Source organism: Algoriphagus alkaliphilus (assembly GCF_900103735.1).
Classification (GTDB): domain Bacteria; phylum Bacteroidota; class Bacteroidia; order Cytophagales; family Cyclobacteriaceae; genus Algoriphagus; species Algoriphagus alkaliphilus.
On record NZ_FMXE01000030.1, the window covers coordinates 46309 to 63817 of the forward strand.

The following is a 17509-nucleotide window of genomic DNA, read 5'->3' on the forward strand; positions in this document are numbered from 1 at the left end:
CTTCTCTTAAATCTGACTTATTTAACCTTATTGAATCCTTGGAAAGTAACCCCTCCCAATGAACACCGCTAGGAAATAATCTTTTTAAAATTAGGGTTGCAATTACTTCTACGGGTAAAGGAAAATCAGGGGGAGCAAGAGTGATCACAATGGTAAAGGTGATCAACCAAGAAGTCTTCCTGATCACAATTTATTCAAAATCAGATCGAGAATCGATTTCCGTAGAGGACCTAGAAAAGTTGATAAAGGACTTGTAGCCTGAAAAATCACTCGAAAGGTTGGTCTTTTTTTATTCTCACAGATAGCACAGATTTTCACAGATGAATATGTAATTGTTAATAATCTGTGTTCATCCGTGGAGATCTGTGAGAAATTATCAAAAACAAGCCCGATTCGTCTCCAATCCCCCCACTTCCATCTTCACCAAAAACACATCCCCACTCTGTGGATATTTTTTCAAATCCGATTCAGTCATATTTTCCTGTGCGGTGGTGATCAGCATCACATCGAGATTTTCACCCCCAAAGCAACAGGAAGTCACATGAGGTACCGGCAATTCGAGGTTGTCCAGAAGCTCCCCGTTTTTGGGATTCCAGCGATAGACACCCGAACCTCCATAATGCGCCACCCAAAGCATTCCCTCTCTGTCGATGCACATCCCGTCCGGAAAGCCCAAGTCCTCCGGGATCTCCACTGCAATCCGTCGAAACTTAATCCTCCCCGACTCGGCATCAAAAGCAAATTCTTGAATCTTCCGCGTAGGTGTATCAATAAAGTAAAAGGTCTGCCCATCGGTAGTCCAGGCCATCCCGTTGGGGATGGTCAGGTTGTTCAGTTGTGCTTCGGGTTTGAGTTTGGAATCAATCCGGTAAAGGGAACCTGCACGATCTGTGAATTTGGTGCTTAGTGTCCCTATCCAAATCCGACCTTTAAAATCAACCTTTCCGTCATTGAAGCGGTGTAAGGGCTGATTAGTCTCCACTTCACACAACTTTTCGATTTCCTCAGTCTCCCAATCGTACCACACCAGTTTCCGATCCAAACCCAAAATCAATTTTCCATTTTGACCTTTCAGAACCACCGCCAAATAATGCGGGAAATGCCTGATTTCCGGTTTTTCGGAAGTTAAATGGTATCGATGAAGATTCCCCTTTTCGATATCCACCCAGAAAAAGCAACCCAAATCAGCTATCCAAAGCGGGCCTTCACCTAGAAAGCATTGGGAGGAGATCGTTTTAAGGACAGGGTTTTCCAAGGTAATATGGTTTAAAGATTGATATCATGGTTGCTTACTTGCTCAGCAAAAGTAATCTCCCACATAATTTCTGAAATAAAATAACAAATTGATTTATTTATTACCTGATCCAATCCCTTTACCAAAAAAAATGAGATGTTGGTAAATTTAGTCTGCATTCTTCCGCTTATTTTGGTTGAAAAATACCAGCCCATGCTCCATTTCTTTCCGGAAATTAACATAAAAAACAAAGGGGGGTGGACTTCAATTGGAATGACGCTCTTTCTTTGTTGTATTTCTTTTTTTGGCTTTTCCCAGGATAAAAAGACGATTTTCATCATTCTGGATGGAATCCCGGCTTCGGAATTAGAGCGTGTCGAGACTCCAAATCTCGATCAAATCGCTGAAATAGGCGGTTATGCAAGAGCCTTTACCGGAGGGAAAAAAGACGGTTACTCTCAGACACCGACCATTTCGGCAGTGGGCTACAACTCTCTCCTGACTGGCACTTGGGCCAATAAGCACAATGTTTGGGGCAATGGAATTGAGGATCCAAATTACCATTATTGGACTATTTTTCGGTTTTTGAAGGAGGTCCGACTGGACGCCAAAACAGCCATTTTTTCAACTTGGCAAGACAACCGGGCCAAATTGCTGGGAGAAAATTTACCGGAGACCGGCTTTCTGAAATTGGATAAATCCTTCGATGGTTTGGAGCTGGATACGCTTACTTATCCACATGATGAGGAACACCTATACATCCGGGATATTGATGAAAGAGTATCCGATGAAGCCTCCGCTTTTTTGAGGTCAGATGGCCCGGATTTAAGCTGGGTGTATTTGCAGTTTACAGATGATATGGGGCATCGATTCGGAAAGAGCCCACAACTCGAAGAAGCTATCCGACTGGCAGATGCACAGATTGGGAAAGTGTGGGAAGCGGTGCAGTATCGTCAGAAGGAATTCGGAGAGGATTGGCTGATCTGGGTGACGACTGATCATGGACGAAAAGAACCCGAGGGCAAAGATCATGGCGGACAATCCAATTCCGAGCGCGAAATCTGGATGGTGACAAACGCCAAAAGTCTCAATGAACGATTTCATTCCGGCAATGCGGCCATTGTGGATATTTTGCCATCCTTTCTGCGGTTTTTCAATTTAGTGGTCCCTGAGGAAAGGGAAAATGAATTGGACGGAGTATCTCTCATTGGTAAAATTTCTATCGAAAATGCAGACCTGATCGGGAAAAAGAAAAGCCAAAGGTTGGTCTGGAAGCCTGTGGATAACTCAGGAAAAGTAAACATCTACTGGAGCCCAACCAATAATTTTGCCCATGGAGGATTGGATGAGTATATACTTTTAGCCGAGGTCCAGGCTGGGGCAGGATACTATGAATTGCCACACTGGATTTCCAAAATGAAGTTTTTTAAGATTTTGATTGAGGGTGAGCTTAATTCTTTGAATGCGTGGAAGCTCAGTAAAAAATAATTCTGGGCTGAACCTTTTTCGTGCAACCTGCACAAGTTTTTTTCCATCCCTTGGGAAATTCAAATCCCAAGTTATATGAAATGCCCATGAGAAAAGGTTCTCCTACAGGGGGATGCCCCGATAGCTATCGGGGATCAGGGCATTCTATCTGACCAATAAAATTAAATTATAAACATATGAAAAATCAATTTAAACTTTTCTTGAGCGTGGCAGGATTGATAGGCACGGTAGCAGCATGTCAATCCCCTGCCGAAAACATCAAACTTACCGAGACGGAATCCGCTGAGGCTACTCTTTCTGAATTTGCTGCCAAGGCGGCGCTTGGACAGCATTTGGTCACTATCGCCGGTTGCCACGACTGTCATACACCCAGAAAGATGGGGCCGATGGGGCCCGAATTGGATATGGATCGAGCCCTCTCCGGTCATCCTTCCCAACAGCCTATTCCTGACTTGGATCGGAAAGATTTGGAGTCGAAAGGCGTGGCAGCTACGCAAGGCCTTACCGCGTGGATTGGCCCTTGGGGTGTTTCTTTTGCCTCCAATATAACTTCAGATGCTACGGGTATTGGCAATTGGACCGAGGAGCAGTTTTTCACCGCACTTCGTGACGGCAAATCAAAAGGAATTAAAAGTAACCGTCAAATGCTCCCTCCTATGCCCTATGAGATGTTTCGTCACATGACGGATGAGGAGATCAAGGCGGTTTTTGCGTACCTCAAAAGCACCCGTCCCATTGACAATGTGGTACCGGAACCCATGCCACCTCTCAGTGCTTCGGCCCAATAGTACTTTCTAAACTAAGCCAACAATGAAAAATACATTTGCAATACTTCTCTTATTCCTGGCAATGAACGGGAATTTATGTGCCCAGCAATTGCAACAACCCATAGTGGAAGTTCCATTTTCCAACAAAGGGTATGTTCTCCTCAAATCCGGACAAGTGGTCGAAGGTACCATCCGCTCTACCAACAGCGGTCGTGGTATCAATCAAGTCAAAATGGAAGATACTCAAGGGATCAAACATACCCTGAGAGCAGAGGAAATCCAGGAATTTGCCGTGGCGATAAACGGGGCCGTGCGACTTCAGTATTTCTCCGAGCGTGGCTCCTCGGTAAAAAAATTACTATCCAAGGATCAGCCCACTGCCAAGCCCAAAGACTTCATCATCTATCGAAATACGAGCATCAATGGGGAAAAGGAGCTTTTGCTTCAACTGCTCAACCCGGATTTTGATACCATTTTTGAGGCGTATTATGATCCATTTGCAAGAAAAACAAGCTCCCTTGAAGGAGAATTGATCACCTGGACAGGAGATAAGCACAGAGCTTATTTTATCTCCAAAAATGGAGCGCCTTTGCTTAAGGTGAAAAAAGGAAACTATAAAAAGGCATTCACTTTCCTCTTCGGAGATTGTCCCCATTTGGCAGGGCTTCCCAAGCCAAAACTAATGGATCTGGAAAACCATATCCTGTACTACCAAAATTATTGTTCATTTAACTGAAGAGGGCAATGAAGAATGTAACAAAATGGGTGATTGTAACCCGAATATACCTGGGCTTTTCCATCCTTTCACTTCTTTCGGTGAGTGTGATGGCCCTGTTTGACCCACAATCAGTCATGGATTTGGTAGGTGTGAGCCTGAACAATACGGACGCCCTGAGCTCGATTCGTGGAGTCTATGGAGGCGTCGGTCTGACGATTTGCCTGAGCATCCTGTATCTGCTGATCAAGCATCCCGAAAAAGGAGCAGGATTCTTGAGTATTTTTTGGGGTGCCTATGCTTTTTCTCGCTTAATCACCTTGATTTCGGATGGCCCACTTGGAGATTTTGGTAATCAATGGCTGATGATCGAGTCGATCATGGCTCTGATTGGATTGGGGCTATGGATTCAGCTCAACTCAAGCAGGAGAAAGCAAAAGTTTGTGCTTCAGCATAAATTTTGATTGCTATGTGAAAATCAATCAGCCGCCTGGAATAAATTTCCGGGCGGCTTTTTGTCATTAGTTTAATCAGAAAAAGGGCATGGTGGCAAGGCCAAAATATTCCCTGATCTCGCGTATAACTAAATGGAAAATTGGCCCTAAATCAAAGAGTATATGAACAGAAAAACGATTCTTTACATCGCTGCCAGTGCGGACGGCTACATTGCCAAACCCGGAGACAATTTAGATTTTCTCAATGCAGTAGCCCAAGAAGGAGAAGATTATGGATATGGAGCGTTTTATGATCAAATCGACACGGTCATTATGGGTAAGCGGACCTATGATTGGGTGATGGAGCAGGTGAGTGAATTTCCACATCAGGGAAAAGAAACCTATGTCTTGACCCGGGAAAAATTAGACCCGATTGGTACGATTCAGTTTTATTCGGGAAACCTTTCGGAATTGGTTTCCAGGCTAAAAACTAGGACCGGGAAGCATATTTTTGTAGATGGAGGAGCTCAGACTGTCCATCGATTTTTAGAAGATGGACTATTAGATGAGGTGATTATTTCATACATCCCGGTGTTGCTCGGAGAAGGCATCCGTTTATTTCAGGGAAGAGTTGCTGAGCAAAAGCTCGAGTTGGTCAGTTCAAAAAACTATACTTCCGGACTGGTACAGTTACACTATCGGGTCGTTTGTTGAAAATCGATTGATCTAAAGTTGAAAAACCAAAAGGATAAAAATTCATTCATTTAGCTGGGAGTTATTTGTTTTCCTGGCTGTAAAAAAGTTTGGCCAAAGCCCCGATCAAAAACCGCCTTTCCTGATCAGATCCAATGGGATATTTGATCGGTTCATTGCAGGGCTTTAGCCAAATAAACGCATAATCTAGGATCAGTATAAGATCACTCCGGCCTCGCTTCCGAGCCCGCCAATATTCCTCCATCTACATTGAGCTCTATTCCGGTCACATACTTGGATTCATCCGAGGCCAAATACAAAGCCGCGAATGCCACATCTTCCGAATCACCAAAGTGACCAAGAGGAATTCCTGCTTCAACATCTTTGATGATTTTTTCCCGGATTTCTCCTTCTCCTAACATGGCATCCCACATCGGAGTCATGATGGCGGCAGGATGAATGGAATTACAGCGGATATTGTAGCGCTTTTCAGCGCAACGAAGTGCTACCGATTTGGTGTGGTTTCTCACACCTGCCTTGCTTGCCGCATAGGCAGCTGCACCGGGAATACCCACAATTCCGCTACGTGAGGAGATATTAATGATGCTTCCTTTTCCCTTTCGTTTCATCAGCGGAATGGCATATTTGCAGCCCAAGACAGTTCCGTTGAGATTGACCCGCATCACTTCATCGAAGGATTCCATATCGGGATTTTCAGCATCAAAGGGACCTGTAGTTTCCAGAAAACCTGTGATTCCGGCGTTATTTACCAGAATATCCAGCCCTCCAAATTCCAGTAGGAGCTTTTCATAAACCAACTGCCATTCTCCTTCATTTTTTACATCCAAGTGCGTGTAGCAGGCCATCTCTCCGAGTTCTTTGGCGAGGACTTTTCCTTGCTCATCCCGAATATCAGAGAGGATTACCCTCGCCCCTTCCCGATGAAAAACCCGGGCAATACTTTCACCTATTCCTCGGGCAGCGCCTGTTATCAGGGCAATTTTATTTTCCAGTCTTCCCATAAAAAGTCAGCTAATTTAATTTCCCAACAAGATACTCAAAGCCCTGGTCAATGCACGGTCTGTGCCTTCTGACACTTCTCCGGGAGTATTCGCTATCAATTCGTCCGGCTCCAGTCCGATTCCCTCATAGCTATTGCCATTTTGGTCTCTGAAATCACCCGTGCTCATGGCGACAATCCAGCCGTTTGGAAGCTCCCACTTTGGATTATCCGAAAATGCCCCATACGTAAAGTTACCGATGATTTCAACGGTTTCGTTTTGCCGCATAGCCAGGGTAAATGTCTCCCCTGCACTGCCTGTCCCCCGATCCGTTAGCAAAACCACCGGCTTGGTATAGGCCCCTGATTTGGGATTTACTTCCCAAAGAATCCAGTTGGAAAAATCAGCGGGTTTTGCACTTTGTTTGAAGCGGGTTTTCATATAGAGCTTTGTTTCTTTGGCAAAAAAGCTAGCAACAACCTGAGCGGATCGATCGTCTCCTCCCTCGATTCCCCGGGCATCCAGGATCAATTCATCCGTATTAGCCAATTCCGCCAAAGCAGTTTTCACATGTTTCTCATAAAAACCGGGAGCTTCTCCCAAATGATCCAGATACAGGTATCCAATATTGGTATTTTTAAATCTTCCAAAGAGTACCAAGGGATTTTCTGTGGGACCAAAAAAAGTTTCCTCTGAAAGATGTTCCCGGATCAGATCCAGATCAAAAGTACCCTCGGGATAACTCGGCCCACTGTCAAAGCGACGAAACCCCGGATTGGGCTTGACAAGCCACACATGTCCGTCATTTAGTCTGGAAAGCATTTCGGAACATACGTCAAAGAGCTCATCATCGCTCATTTGATTGCTTACTTGTCCAGAAAACTCCGCATGGATTTCTTCCCAATCCAACTGCTTGACTTCAAAAAGCCCATAGTGGTCATTAAACGTTGACCATAGGTATTCGAAGGTCGAAATCGGGATTCGGCTGGGTTCTTTTCCCAGCATCAGTTCGTTACATGATACTAGCCCGAGTCCATAGACAAGCAGGCTGGTGAAAAAAGAAGTTTTGATAAATCGGTTCATTGCGTATTAGTTGATGTGGGAAAATTGAAAATGATACACCCATGAAAGTCCAAGTTCATGATTGGTCTTTTTGATGGGCTGGGGTTTGGAATAATGCATCCAGTCATAGGCATAATTTAGCTCAAGACTGCTTCGATGGGCCAAGCGATACCGATAGGCTACCCGGATTTCGGGTTGCTGCAGCTCATGGGCAGTGGTCACCGTGCTTTCCTTCAAAAAGGTCTTGAATTGTGATTTTTCAGGTTGTGAGACCACATTGCTGTAGGGCATTCTGGCGATGATGGAAATAATAGGAAGTTGGACATCTCCTATTATCTGATGTCTAGTGCCAAGTTTCACCAAGTGTGTATAGCGAATGGCCAAGCCCAACTGGTTCATCGCCCAGGTATTCATTGCTAAGCCATCTGCATAATGAACTTGGTCCCTAAGACTGATGCCCAAGTAGGACTCGAGGTTTTCTCTTTGGCTCAGACTACGTTGGTAGCCGGCTCTGATCTCACCAAAATATTGGGAAGGAATGAGAAGAAAGCCTCCTCCGCCCTCTTCAAACTGAAATTCCCGCTCTCCCAAGGCTGGAGCACGCATGGATCCGGTTTTGGCTTCCAGACCAAACTCCCAGCGATTATGTCCTTTCATCCGTTTATAGTCCAGATTCAATCCATTGTAGTCGGTGAAATATATCATCGGTGAGGCCTGCAGGTCGTGCAATTTTTGCGTTCCTCTGAGGTAAGTGACGGTTAATTCTGCCCCCGGATTTTCTTTTTGAGTTTGTGAAAATCCAAGGATGGTTCCTCCAAGCAAGCATCCCGCTGCCAGTAGGCTTTTGAATAATTTGTTCATAGTTGTGGATTTAGTGATTAGGTCTGACGACCAATTCAAGCGCTTTTTCAAAAATCGGATCCTTGCCTGATTCTATGTCCTCTGCCGTAGGACTCACCAAATGCTCCGGGATGATCCCCCGGTCTTTAGGCATGGCTGGATTAAGATTTGCCACATGGAATCCCAGTCTGGGAATGCCCAGATCAATCTTGGAATGAGGCAAGGTAACAATGGTGAAAAATCCGCTGCTGTTTACCTCAGCTCCTCCGGCAGTCTCTTCCCCTACCAAGTGGGCCCGTCTGCCTGCACGCGTGCAGCAAACTCCGTGGTCACGGAGAAACTTTGTCCATCCAGCAAGACGATGAGATTTCCGTCGAATCGATTTTTGTGCGGGGTGTAAGTTTTCAGACCGGGAGCCTTAGTGAAGTGGACTTTTCCGTTTTTTTCTTTTGAAAAAGAATTCAATAGCCGGAAGACTTTTGAGGTTTGGGTTGGATAGGGTGTTTTTTGATTTTTACTGGTCTTGACAAAGTCGTAGTACTCAAACTTGTCCTGCGCGAGATAGCTGTAAAGTTCGATTCCCAGCTTTTCAAACCCTCCTTCATTTCCACGCAAATCGAGAATGAGGTTGCTGATGTTGGCATCCTTAAGTGATTCAAAAGAGTTTTTCAAAAACTGCTTGAAATTCGGCTCATGCTTGTAGGAAAAAAAACGGTTGATTTTCATAATTCCCGTCCACCCGTTGGTCATCCGAAAAGAAAATGGCTGGTCTTCTGAGGGGTAATTTGCCTCAATTTGGCTTTTTTCGACACCTTTTCCAGTCCAGATCAGGCTTTTGCCTTGGTGGACAAGCGCTACTTCATAGAGGTTTGACACCCCATACTCCAAGGCAAATTGGGCTGAAAAGAACCGATTGAGCTAATATCTTTTACCTCCCTCACTATTCCCATCTCCGAAGGTCAGGTTTTTCCAGATCGAGGCTCGGATTGATGCGATTGACCGACCATTGATGCTGACCACCTCGGCAAGTACTGGGATTGATTCGTTTGAAAAATGCCCCAACACGCTCACTTTTTCGGCCTCGAAATAGAGCCTCAACGGAAACAGATCCGATTCAAAAACTCCATAATGCTGATCTTCTCCTTGAATGATCCATTTGAGGTGGCCATCCTTCAAGGCTGCCACTGCAGGCAGCATGGTTTTATAAAACTCCAACTGATTCCTCGGTTGATGAAGTTGGCTTTTTATTTCTGAAAAGATATCTTCAAAAGACGCCGCATCTGTATATCGGTACATTTCCGGATGGAAACGCTCCAAGGCATCACGGAAGACTTCCATGTCCCCCTTCAGGTGTTCGGGCTGCAATGTTTGTGCATGGGAAAAAGGCAAAAGTGTCTCTAATGCCAATATTAGGGTAAATAATTTATTCATTGACTTTTGGATTAAGTGCAAATTACTTTCTTGCTTTCTATCCCCTAGATGAAGAAGCAGGAGATCAGGTTGCCTCATGGTCAGCCACATATTCATGTGATTTAGAGGGAATGGAAGAGTCAAGATGTCAGCGAATCCCCTATTTTTAGGTAGTCAAACATGAAAAAGCTACTTTTCCTCGGACTTCTACTATTCGTTGCAATGTCGCTTGTGGCGGAGACCAAGCGCTTTTTTGTCAATCGATTTGGCTTGGCAGAAGGGCTTTCTGCCAATCAGGTACTGACCATTCACCAGGATCACAACCGTTTTCTTTGGATCGGGACTCCGAATGGCCTGCAGCGATTCGATGGTCGTAAGTTTATGACTTACCAGATCAAAATTGACGGCGTCACTCAGCCCAGCCTTCCTGTCTATGAAATTCAAGAGGATGAATCCGGCAAAATGTGGCTCCGAGTGGGCCAGGAATATGGGATCTATGTTCCCGAAACGGAGCAGTTTACGCCCTTTTCTTTTGAAAAAAATCGGGGCTCGACCCTAGATGAAGTTCTCTGGATGGATAGAAAGGGAAATGTATTTGTGGTGTTAAAAGGGCATAAAATCCTTTGGTTAAATCCCAAAACAGGTCTGATCAGTGATCAAAATTCTTTGATCAAGATTCCCGACGGATGGCGTCCTAACTCTGTTTTTGAGGATGTTGACGGGCGATATTGGGTGAGTTGCATTGAGGGGATTGCGGTCTATGATCCTGAGCTAATGGAGATTTTCACTTCTGCCTATAACCCTTTAAAGTTGGAAATCCTGAACCGTCCTGATTTTGGATATGTGGTCAATACCTATGTGGATGGACAGGGTTTGATCTGGGTCAACTATTGGGCTCCCGATGAGTTTCTCTTGTCTTACAACCCAAAAACCAAAATCTGGAAAAATCACAAATCGGAGATTGACCCGGGAAATGACAACTACCAAGAGGCATATGGGATGATCGTACTTCCGGGGGATCGTGTATGGCGCTATGGAATTCAGACTTTGGCAGATTTTGACCGATCCTCAGGTAAGTTTAATAAATTGGTCCAGTCTGATCTGAACTTTGACAAAATTACTCAGGCGGTGTGGGATGTTTCCGGAGGGATATGGTTGGGGACAGATCAGGGCTTGTATTTTTTGCATTTTGAGACACCTGACATCTATTTCCAGAAGTTGGACACAGGTGATGGCAATAATGAATTACAGGCAATCCGAGAGATTATTTACCAAGGGGATACTACCATTTGGGTGGGAAGCTGGGGGAAAGGTCTTCGGCTTTTCAAACCTCAAACAGGTGAACTAAACTCAAGTTGGCTTCAACATAATCAACCCAAATCTGTCGAATTCCGACAGGTATGGGATTTACACTATGATGAAAAAAGAGGATTGATCTGGGTAGGCCTCCAGTTTGGAAATCTTCAGATAGTCGATTTGAAAACAAAAAAGTCTACCTGGATTCGTCCTGATGCTTTTGATGGGTCCACCATCCGTACCATTACCGAGGATGCTCAGGGTCACCTTTGGTTTGGCACCCAACGAGGGGGGATCGTTCGTTACTCCGGAGGAGGGCTGGATTTGACAGGGTTTCAACGAATCAGAAATTTGGGCGGAATTATCCCCAAGCTGATCGTAAGTAAAGACCAGAAGTTGTGGGTGACCACCGTACACGATGGCGTGTATGTTTTGGACCTGGAAGAAGGGAAGGTATTGATGCACCTCGATCAGACCATTCTCAGCTCCAATAAAATCGAGAAAATTTATCAGCTCAACGACAGTATTTTTCTGATGGGTTTCGAGCTACTCAATAAATACAATGTCTTGACGGGGAAAAATCAGGTGTTTTCCTACTCCGACGGTATGGTAAGCAATGTCATCTCACATATCGAGTCGGATAAGTCCGGGCTGGTTTGGATTTATACCCCAAATGGTATGACCAGATTTGATGCGCTGAGCAATTCGTTTTCTTCCTTTGGGAAAAACCATTTTTTCTATCAGCTTCCAAGTGACGGATATTCCGGGACCAGATTTTCAGATGGGCAACTGGCTTTTGTGAGTAATAATGCAATTCTGATATTTGATCCGTTGCAGTTTGACCGCAATTTACCACCACCGAGACCCACCATCACAGGAGTTTCTCTTTTTGGAAAGTATGTAGGTGACGGGACGATTGAAAACTCAAAAAAGAAATTCGATTCGTTTCAAAATACCATCGCCTTCGATTTCAACTTACTCAATTTCCCGATTCAGGACAGGTTTGTATATTTCTATCGTCTCGTGGGGGCCGATCCCAACTGGATTCAGGCCAAATCCGATTTTCAGGCCGAATATTCCCTACTTCCGCCCGGTGACTACCGCTTTGAAGTGAGAGCAGGCAATGAGTTTGGTTTTTTTTCGGAGGCAGCTGGATATGATTTTGAGATTCGGCCCAGTCTGGTTCAGACTTGGTGGTTCAAGGCCCTCATGGGCCTGATCTTTTTGGGGATTATAGGCTTAATCTACCGATTGCATGTCAACAGGATTTTGGCCGTGGTCAAACTCCGAAGCCGACTTGCCCGTGACCTTCACGATGATATGGGATCTACGCTCAGCACGATTAATATCCTGAGTTCAATGGCTAAAACCAAACTTGGAACGGATCCTGCCAAATCGAGCGAATACATCTCAAAAATCTCCGAAAACAGCCAGCGAATGATGGAGGCCATGGATGATATCGTCTGGAGCATTAAGCCACAGAATGATTCCATGGAGAAACTCATCGCCAGAATGCGTGAATTTGCAAATCAGGTGCTGGAGAGTAAGGATATTCTGTTTTCCATGGAAATCGATGATCGGGTGCTGGGGATGAAACTGAGTATGGATGCCAGGCGTGACTTGTTTTTGATTTTCAAGGAGGGGATCAATAACGCCGCCAAATATTCCGGAGCATCACGGGTATTTATTTCCTTTGGTCTGGATGGACGCTTTTTCACTATGAGGATTCGGGATTATGGAAAAGGCTTTGATCTGAAGGATCTGGAGGAAGGAAACGGCCTGGAAAACATGAAGAAAAGAGCAATTAATCTTCAGGGAAATCTGGAAATAAAAACAGAACCCGGTCAAGGCACCGAATTGGTTCTCAAAGTAAACCTATGACAAAACCACTTCATTATGTGATTGATGGCCATATGGCCGAAAGTTAATTTTGTATGGCTAAACTCCCCAATTTCTATGATTAAGCTCCTGATTTACGAAGACAATCCCCAACTCCGAGAGGGTCTGACCATGCTGATCGATGGCAGCGAAGGATTTAGCGTGTTGGCATCATTCAAAAACTGCGCAAACGTGGCCCATGAGATTAAGACTTTTCGCCCCAATGTGGTACTGATGGATATCGATATGCCTGGTGTCAATGGCCTGGAAGGACTGAAAATCATCCGGCAAACCGACGACCAGGTGAAGGTACTGATGTTGACTGTATTTGACGACCACCAAAATATCTTTGATGCCTTGAAAAGCGGAGCAAATGGCTATATCCTGAAAAAGACCCCTCCGGCCAAACTCCTCGAATACATCGAAGAAGCCTCCACAGGCGGAGCTCCGATGACTTCTTCGGTTGCCGCCCAAGTATTGAAAATGTTTTCCCAGATCCAGCCTGCCGTCGAAAATGACTACAACCTTACCGACCGGGAAAAAGAAGTGCTGCAGTGGCTGGTGAATGGATATTCCTATAAAATGATCGCTTCGGAAATGTTTATTGCCATGGATACGGTACGGTCCCATATCAAAAAGATTTACGAGAAGCTTCATGTCAATTCCAAAAGTGAAGCTGTAGCAAAGGCATTTAGGGACAAGATTATTTAACACGAATGATATCTTAGGATCCGATTCATATCCAGACCTTCCAGCTTTTCAAAAAGCTGGAAGGTCTCCTTTTTTTTTCCCATTCCGACTCACATCTTTTTGACTTATTGAGCCTATACCCTTCTAATTTCCACCCATTTATGTGATTTACGGGTGATGATAATTGAGGCAACTTTGTCCTGTAATTATTGATAATCAAGACTATGAAAACTTTTTGGAAAATCACTTTGATGCTTTGGGCATTGACAGTCTGTATTGGGGGACAGGACTCCAATTCTTCCCATTCAGTTGCAAAGGATCAACAGATTTTGGCCGAAAAAACCACACATTCATGTGAGGTAAAAGAGGCATCTCAACCCAGGCAAAAAGCGTGAAAACGCTATCAGCCAAAGCCCTTTTGAAAATGACACCAACTTTTGAAAACTATCCAACTATCTATTATGAAAACTACTTTGGCAAACCGGCAATCCACTGCTTCTTATTCCCCATTACCTATTGACCAGCTTTTTTTAGGCTGTTTGGCTCAGAATCCCCGGACTCAGCGAGAACTTTTTGACAGGCTCTACCCCAAAATGTTGGGGATTTGCCTGCGATATATGAAGAATTCCGCTGCAGCCGAGGATGTACTTCTCGTGGCTTTCCGAAAGGTTTTCGACCGGATCGGACAGTTTCGGCAGACAGGGAGCTTCTTGGGCTGGATCAGGAGAATTGTAGTCAACGAATGTCTCATGGCTTTGGAAAAAGAGGCTCACTGGAAAAACCAAACTGACCTTGACAAAATAAACTCTCCCGCGAATCAGGCTGGGCCTGAGGATCCGCTTCATTGGGAAGACTTACTCAAGACCATGCAGCTTTTACCGATGGGGTATCGCCGTGTATTTGAGCTGTTTGTATTGGAGGGACTGAGCCACGAAGAGATTGGAAAGCGTCTGTGTATTTCAGAGAACACGTCCAAATCACAATTGAGCCGTGCTCGTGTACAGCTACAGCGGTTGCTGCAATTGGGTCCAAGACAGAATTGAATTGGGCAATAAGCCATACTTTTTTAGCTTTTAATTTTTGATCCGAGGACTTTGTTTTGGAGTTCTCGGATTTACTATTTGTGGGCTTTTGAATTGTTTGTGGGATTTTAAAAAATGGATTTAAACTTGTTAAACCGCATGGAGATGTAGGCCACCCAGCTTTCCGTAGCTAAAGGATCTTTCTTTGCATTCAAAATTGGGCAATGTCAATTTCCCGCAGATTATCGCAGAAAAAGTCGCGGATTTGCGCGGATTTTACAGGACAGGGGAGATTCAAAGACTAGCCTCTCTTTATCAGTCTAGGGACTCAATGAAAAATTCGGACCCTGGAATTTTTCAAAAAAAATGCCCCTGCCCGAAGGCAGAGGCGTGGTAAAAAAAATTCAAATTTACTGCCAGACAAAAATCTCCTGGCCGGGAATACTCTCAAAAGTCAAATTGCTTGTTCTCAAAAAGTCTGAAAATTGTCTCGTAATCGCTACCCCGTGCTGACCGGATTTGATGATCTGCGTGTTCTGGAGCAGCAGCGAACCCTGGGGCACATTGTCTACGGTGATGGCCGCAGAGAAATTGTTGGACATGGTTTTACCGGCGTTTCGAATGATAGCTTGATTGATCACATTCTGAGCGTGATTGGTGGAGTAGGTGATGCCGTACCAAGATCCGGCGGTGTCATTTACGCCTTGGATAATCACGGGATTTCCTGCCACCCCTTCGATATTCAGATAGGCTAGCCTTCCATTGGCATCCTGCACATCGATACTGGATCCTTCCTGCATCTTGATCACCACCCCGGCCTTGATGCGCATGCCAGATTGGATACGTAGGTCTTTTCCAAGCCCCTTGACCACATACGGAATACGCTCCGCAAAGCCTTTCCAAATGATTTCTCCACCGTCTTTAGCCAAAGCATTGAACCCATCCACAGCAACTTCATTTACTCCGTTGTTTTCGAATCGGGTCAGGTAATCCAAGTGTTCTACCATTTGTGCTGTAACTGAGATAGGATAGCTAAGGTGATTCTTGATCGTGTTGTCCGCCATTTCTAAAATCATCGTACTTGCCGCAGCTTCCAATCCGATTCCTTTTCCTTCGTCAAGGGTGGTTTTGAAAAGCTTTAATCTGCCCCCGTTTCCAAGTTTGATAGTAGCTGCGGACTGTCCGGCTATGGCAGTACTACCTGCATGTCGGATCTCTGCGAATCCGATACTGCTCACCCTCATCTGAGAATTTTCGATAAAAATTCCTCGCCATGCCCCTTTGGATTTGTTTTTCCCCTCAATTATGACGGGATTATTTGCCTCTCCCAAAATCCGGAGAACTGATCCGGATATGACACGAATGGCTTTATCATTCCCCATATTCAGTTTTGTGCCAACAGTTAAAACCAAGCTCGAACCGTTGTATATCACCAAGTCCTCGATGATGTCATAACCTACCGCATAGTTAGGCCAGAAATTTTCCAAACCGCTTAAGATTTTTCCTTCGGTAATCTGAATTGCTCCTCCCTCGATCACCGAATCCCAGAAAATATGCTCCATCAGTCGGGCAGGGATGCGCATCGGAGCTGCCGTATTTTCCTTGATTTTGTTGGATTTGAATTCGGTGATCATAGATCCGATTTCAAACAGGATCCCTACGCCGGCATTTTTCTCGATTTGTGATAAGGTCAGGTAAAGTTTGGAGCCCGAACCTACCTTGAGCCCATAGCCAAGCTTTCCCGCGTCTCGGATTACGATTCCGCTGATATATTCGGCTGGGTTTTGTGATAAAATCTGAATTCCGTCCCAATAACCTTTCTGAGCCTCTTTTCCCTGAAAAACAATAGGCGAGGTATCAACAAGCAGGGTGTAAGCTTTCATTGAGCCATTTTCGGCTATGGTCAGCCCGGTTCCTTCCTCAAATCCAATCCTTACTCCAGGCTCAATGGTCAGTTTGGCACCACGAACAGCCACATCTTTGGTCACGAGGTAATCCAGCTTATCCGACTCTGTTACGAAGACATTGGTCAAAGTTCGGTCTTGAAGAATATCCGCATTGATGATGATCGGACCTTGATTAGAACCGCCCTCCAAGACGGTGATTTTTACAAGATCTTGTGACTTCAATACTCCTGAAGTAAGGGAGAGTTTGAACAGGTATTCTCCAGCTATGCTTGGATTAAAAGAAGTCTCCAGCAGGCTTGGGTTTTGGATAGTTACTGTGCTGTTTTGAGGTTTGGATACATTCTCCCAGAGGATTTGGACTGAGGCACCATTAAGTACAGAAGCTGAACCGTTGAGCGCCATGGCACCTCCGATTTCCTGAAAACGGTCTTCCCCGGCCACAGCCAGCAGGCTGGGTTCAGCATCAGCAGTTAGGGTTAAGATGACCGTATCGGTGTCTTGCCAAGTAAGGTAGGAAATAGTGAGCTTGACGGTGTATTCACCGGGAAGGCTTCCATAAAATTTGGCCAATACTTCTTCTTGACCTTCAATAGTTACAGTGGCACCGGTAGGTCTGGAAGTAACTTCCCACTTGTAGGTGAATGGTTTTCCAGTAGAATTGGCCGAAAGACTGCCATCTAGAATCGTAGAATAGCCTACAAAACCTGCAGTTTCCTCACCGGCATGTGCTGTCAGAGGATTGATTGGGTCGTTCTCTTGTTCCTGACAGCCGGCTAATGTGATAATAGCAAAAAGCAGTAATGCAAATTGACTAAATTTAATTTTCATTGTATGAGTTGGTTTAGTGAAAAGTATTTCCCCTGGAGGATGGAAAAAGGCAGGGGGAGGTTGCTCCACCATGAAAAAAAATCAAAGGGCAAAAAAAAGGCCTTCTCTGTGAAGAGAAAGCCTTTTCGTGTCTGAGAGATATATTAATTCATCCCACCTTTTCGGGTTGGAGATCGCTGCGCAGGCCATTCGCCAGGTTCGCCTGTTCTCGGATTGATTGGAATTCGCTGCTCGCGGGAAACCA

General features: G+C 44.9%; 17 protein-coding genes and 1 pseudogene. 10 read left to right on the top strand and 8 right to left on the bottom strand.

The window, feature by feature from the left end; all coding sequences use genetic code 11:
* Positions 1–80 precede the first annotated feature (80 nt).
* Positions 81–257: pseudogene (locus tag BLQ81_RS22800) on the top strand (type II toxin-antitoxin system RelE/ParE family toxin); the annotation flags it as partial.
* Positions 258–376: 119 nt separating this feature from the next.
* Here BLQ81_RS22800 and BLQ81_RS17275 read toward each other — a convergent pair.
* Positions 377–1255 carry an SMP-30/gluconolactonase/LRE family protein gene (locus BLQ81_RS17275; RefSeq protein ID WP_092732715.1) on the bottom strand — a complete coding sequence of 293 codons (879 nt, stop codon included), beginning with the start codon at positions 1253–1255 and terminating at the stop codon, positions 377–379.
* Between the two features lie 192 nt (positions 1256–1447).
* Between BLQ81_RS17275 and BLQ81_RS17285 the strand changes: the two genes are divergently transcribed.
* From BLQ81_RS17285 to BLQ81_RS17305, 5 genes are all read left to right on the top strand, one after another.
* A complete protein-coding gene (locus BLQ81_RS17285; RefSeq protein WP_245693295.1) occupies positions 1448–2722 on the top strand; it encodes an alkaline phosphatase family protein in 1275 nt (424 codons plus the stop codon).
* A 176-nt stretch (positions 2723–2898) separates the two neighbouring features.
* Positions 2899–3510, top strand: a complete 612-nt coding sequence (locus tag BLQ81_RS17290; protein WP_092732721.1) for a c-type cytochrome — start codon at positions 2899–2901, stop codon at positions 3508–3510.
* Positions 3511–3532: 22 nt separating this feature from the next.
* Positions 3533–4225, top strand: a complete 693-nt coding sequence (locus tag BLQ81_RS17295; protein WP_092732724.1) for a hypothetical protein — start codon at positions 3533–3535, stop codon at positions 4223–4225.
* An 8-nt stretch (positions 4226–4233) separates the two neighbouring features.
* Entirely contained in the window at positions 4234–4668 is a 435-nt protein-coding gene (locus BLQ81_RS17300) for a DUF4345 domain-containing protein (RefSeq protein ID WP_092732727.1), read from the top strand.
* Between the two features lie 153 nt (positions 4669–4821).
* Positions 4822–5352 carry a dihydrofolate reductase family protein gene (locus BLQ81_RS17305; RefSeq protein WP_092732730.1) on the top strand — a complete coding sequence of 177 codons (531 nt, stop codon included), beginning with the start codon at positions 4822–4824 and terminating at the stop codon, positions 5350–5352.
* A 203-nt stretch (positions 5353–5555) separates the two neighbouring features.
* Here the strand turns inward: BLQ81_RS17305 and BLQ81_RS17310 are convergent, their stop codons facing one another.
* Genes BLQ81_RS17310 through BLQ81_RS17335 form a run of 6 tightly spaced genes read right to left on the bottom strand, consistent with a single transcriptional unit; the run spans position 5556 to position 9665 of the window.
* Positions 5556–6353: a glucose 1-dehydrogenase gene (locus tag BLQ81_RS17310; RefSeq protein ID WP_092732733.1), complete on the bottom strand. Its 798-nt coding sequence runs from the start codon at positions 6351–6353 to the stop codon at positions 5556–5558.
* A gap of 15 nt (positions 6354–6368) precedes the next feature.
* A complete protein-coding gene (locus BLQ81_RS17315) occupies positions 6369–7415 on the bottom strand; it encodes a S41 family peptidase (RefSeq protein WP_092732737.1) in 1047 nt (348 codons plus the stop codon).
* Positions 7416–7421: 6 nt separating this feature from the next.
* Positions 7422–8255, bottom strand: a complete 834-nt coding sequence (locus BLQ81_RS17320; protein WP_092732740.1) for a hypothetical protein — start codon at positions 8253–8255, stop codon at positions 7422–7424.
* 10 nt (positions 8256–8265) lie between these two features.
* Positions 8266–8523: a hypothetical protein gene (locus BLQ81_RS17325; RefSeq protein ID WP_092732743.1), complete on the bottom strand. Its 258-nt coding sequence runs from the start codon at positions 8521–8523 to the stop codon at positions 8266–8268.
* Positions 8517–9110, bottom strand: a complete 594-nt coding sequence (locus tag BLQ81_RS17330) for a S41 family peptidase (RefSeq protein ID WP_092732746.1) — start codon at positions 9108–9110, stop codon at positions 8517–8519. The genes BLQ81_RS17325 and BLQ81_RS17330 overlap by 7 nt, the downstream gene beginning before the upstream one ends.
* Positions 9111–9152: 42 nt before the next feature.
* Entirely contained in the window at positions 9153–9665 is a 513-nt protein-coding gene (locus tag BLQ81_RS17335; protein WP_092732749.1) for a hypothetical protein, read from the bottom strand.
* Positions 9666–9824: 159 nt separating this feature from the next.
* Between BLQ81_RS17335 and BLQ81_RS17340 the strand changes: the two genes are divergently transcribed.
* The 4 genes from BLQ81_RS17340 to BLQ81_RS17350 all read left to right on the top strand — a co-directional run bounded on the left by BLQ81_RS17340 (position 9825) and on the right by BLQ81_RS17350 (position 14551).
* Positions 9825–12821, top strand: coding sequence for a ligand-binding sensor domain-containing protein (locus BLQ81_RS17340; protein WP_092732752.1), 2997 nt, complete (start codon positions 9825–9827; stop codon positions 12819–12821).
* 75 nt (positions 12822–12896) lie between these two features.
* Entirely contained in the window at positions 12897–13529 is a 633-nt protein-coding gene (locus tag BLQ81_RS17345) for a response regulator (RefSeq protein WP_092732755.1), read from the top strand.
* A 203-nt stretch (positions 13530–13732) separates the two neighbouring features.
* Positions 13733–13903 carry a hypothetical protein gene (locus tag BLQ81_RS22365; protein WP_175454266.1) on the top strand — a complete coding sequence of 57 codons (171 nt, stop codon included), beginning with the start codon at positions 13733–13735 and terminating at the stop codon, positions 13901–13903.
* 66 nt (positions 13904–13969) lie between these two features.
* Positions 13970–14551 (top strand): RNA polymerase sigma factor, encoded by a 582-nt coding sequence (locus tag BLQ81_RS17350; RefSeq protein ID WP_092732758.1) that lies wholly within the window; start codon positions 13970–13972, stop codon positions 14549–14551.
* 389 nt (positions 14552–14940) lie between these two features.
* On the opposite strand, the gene BLQ81_RS17360 is transcribed toward BLQ81_RS17350, so the two are convergent.
* A complete protein-coding gene (locus BLQ81_RS17360) occupies positions 14941–17265 on the bottom strand; it encodes a hypothetical protein (RefSeq protein ID WP_139183662.1) in 2325 nt (774 codons plus the stop codon).
* Positions 17266–17509: the final 244 nt, after the last annotated feature.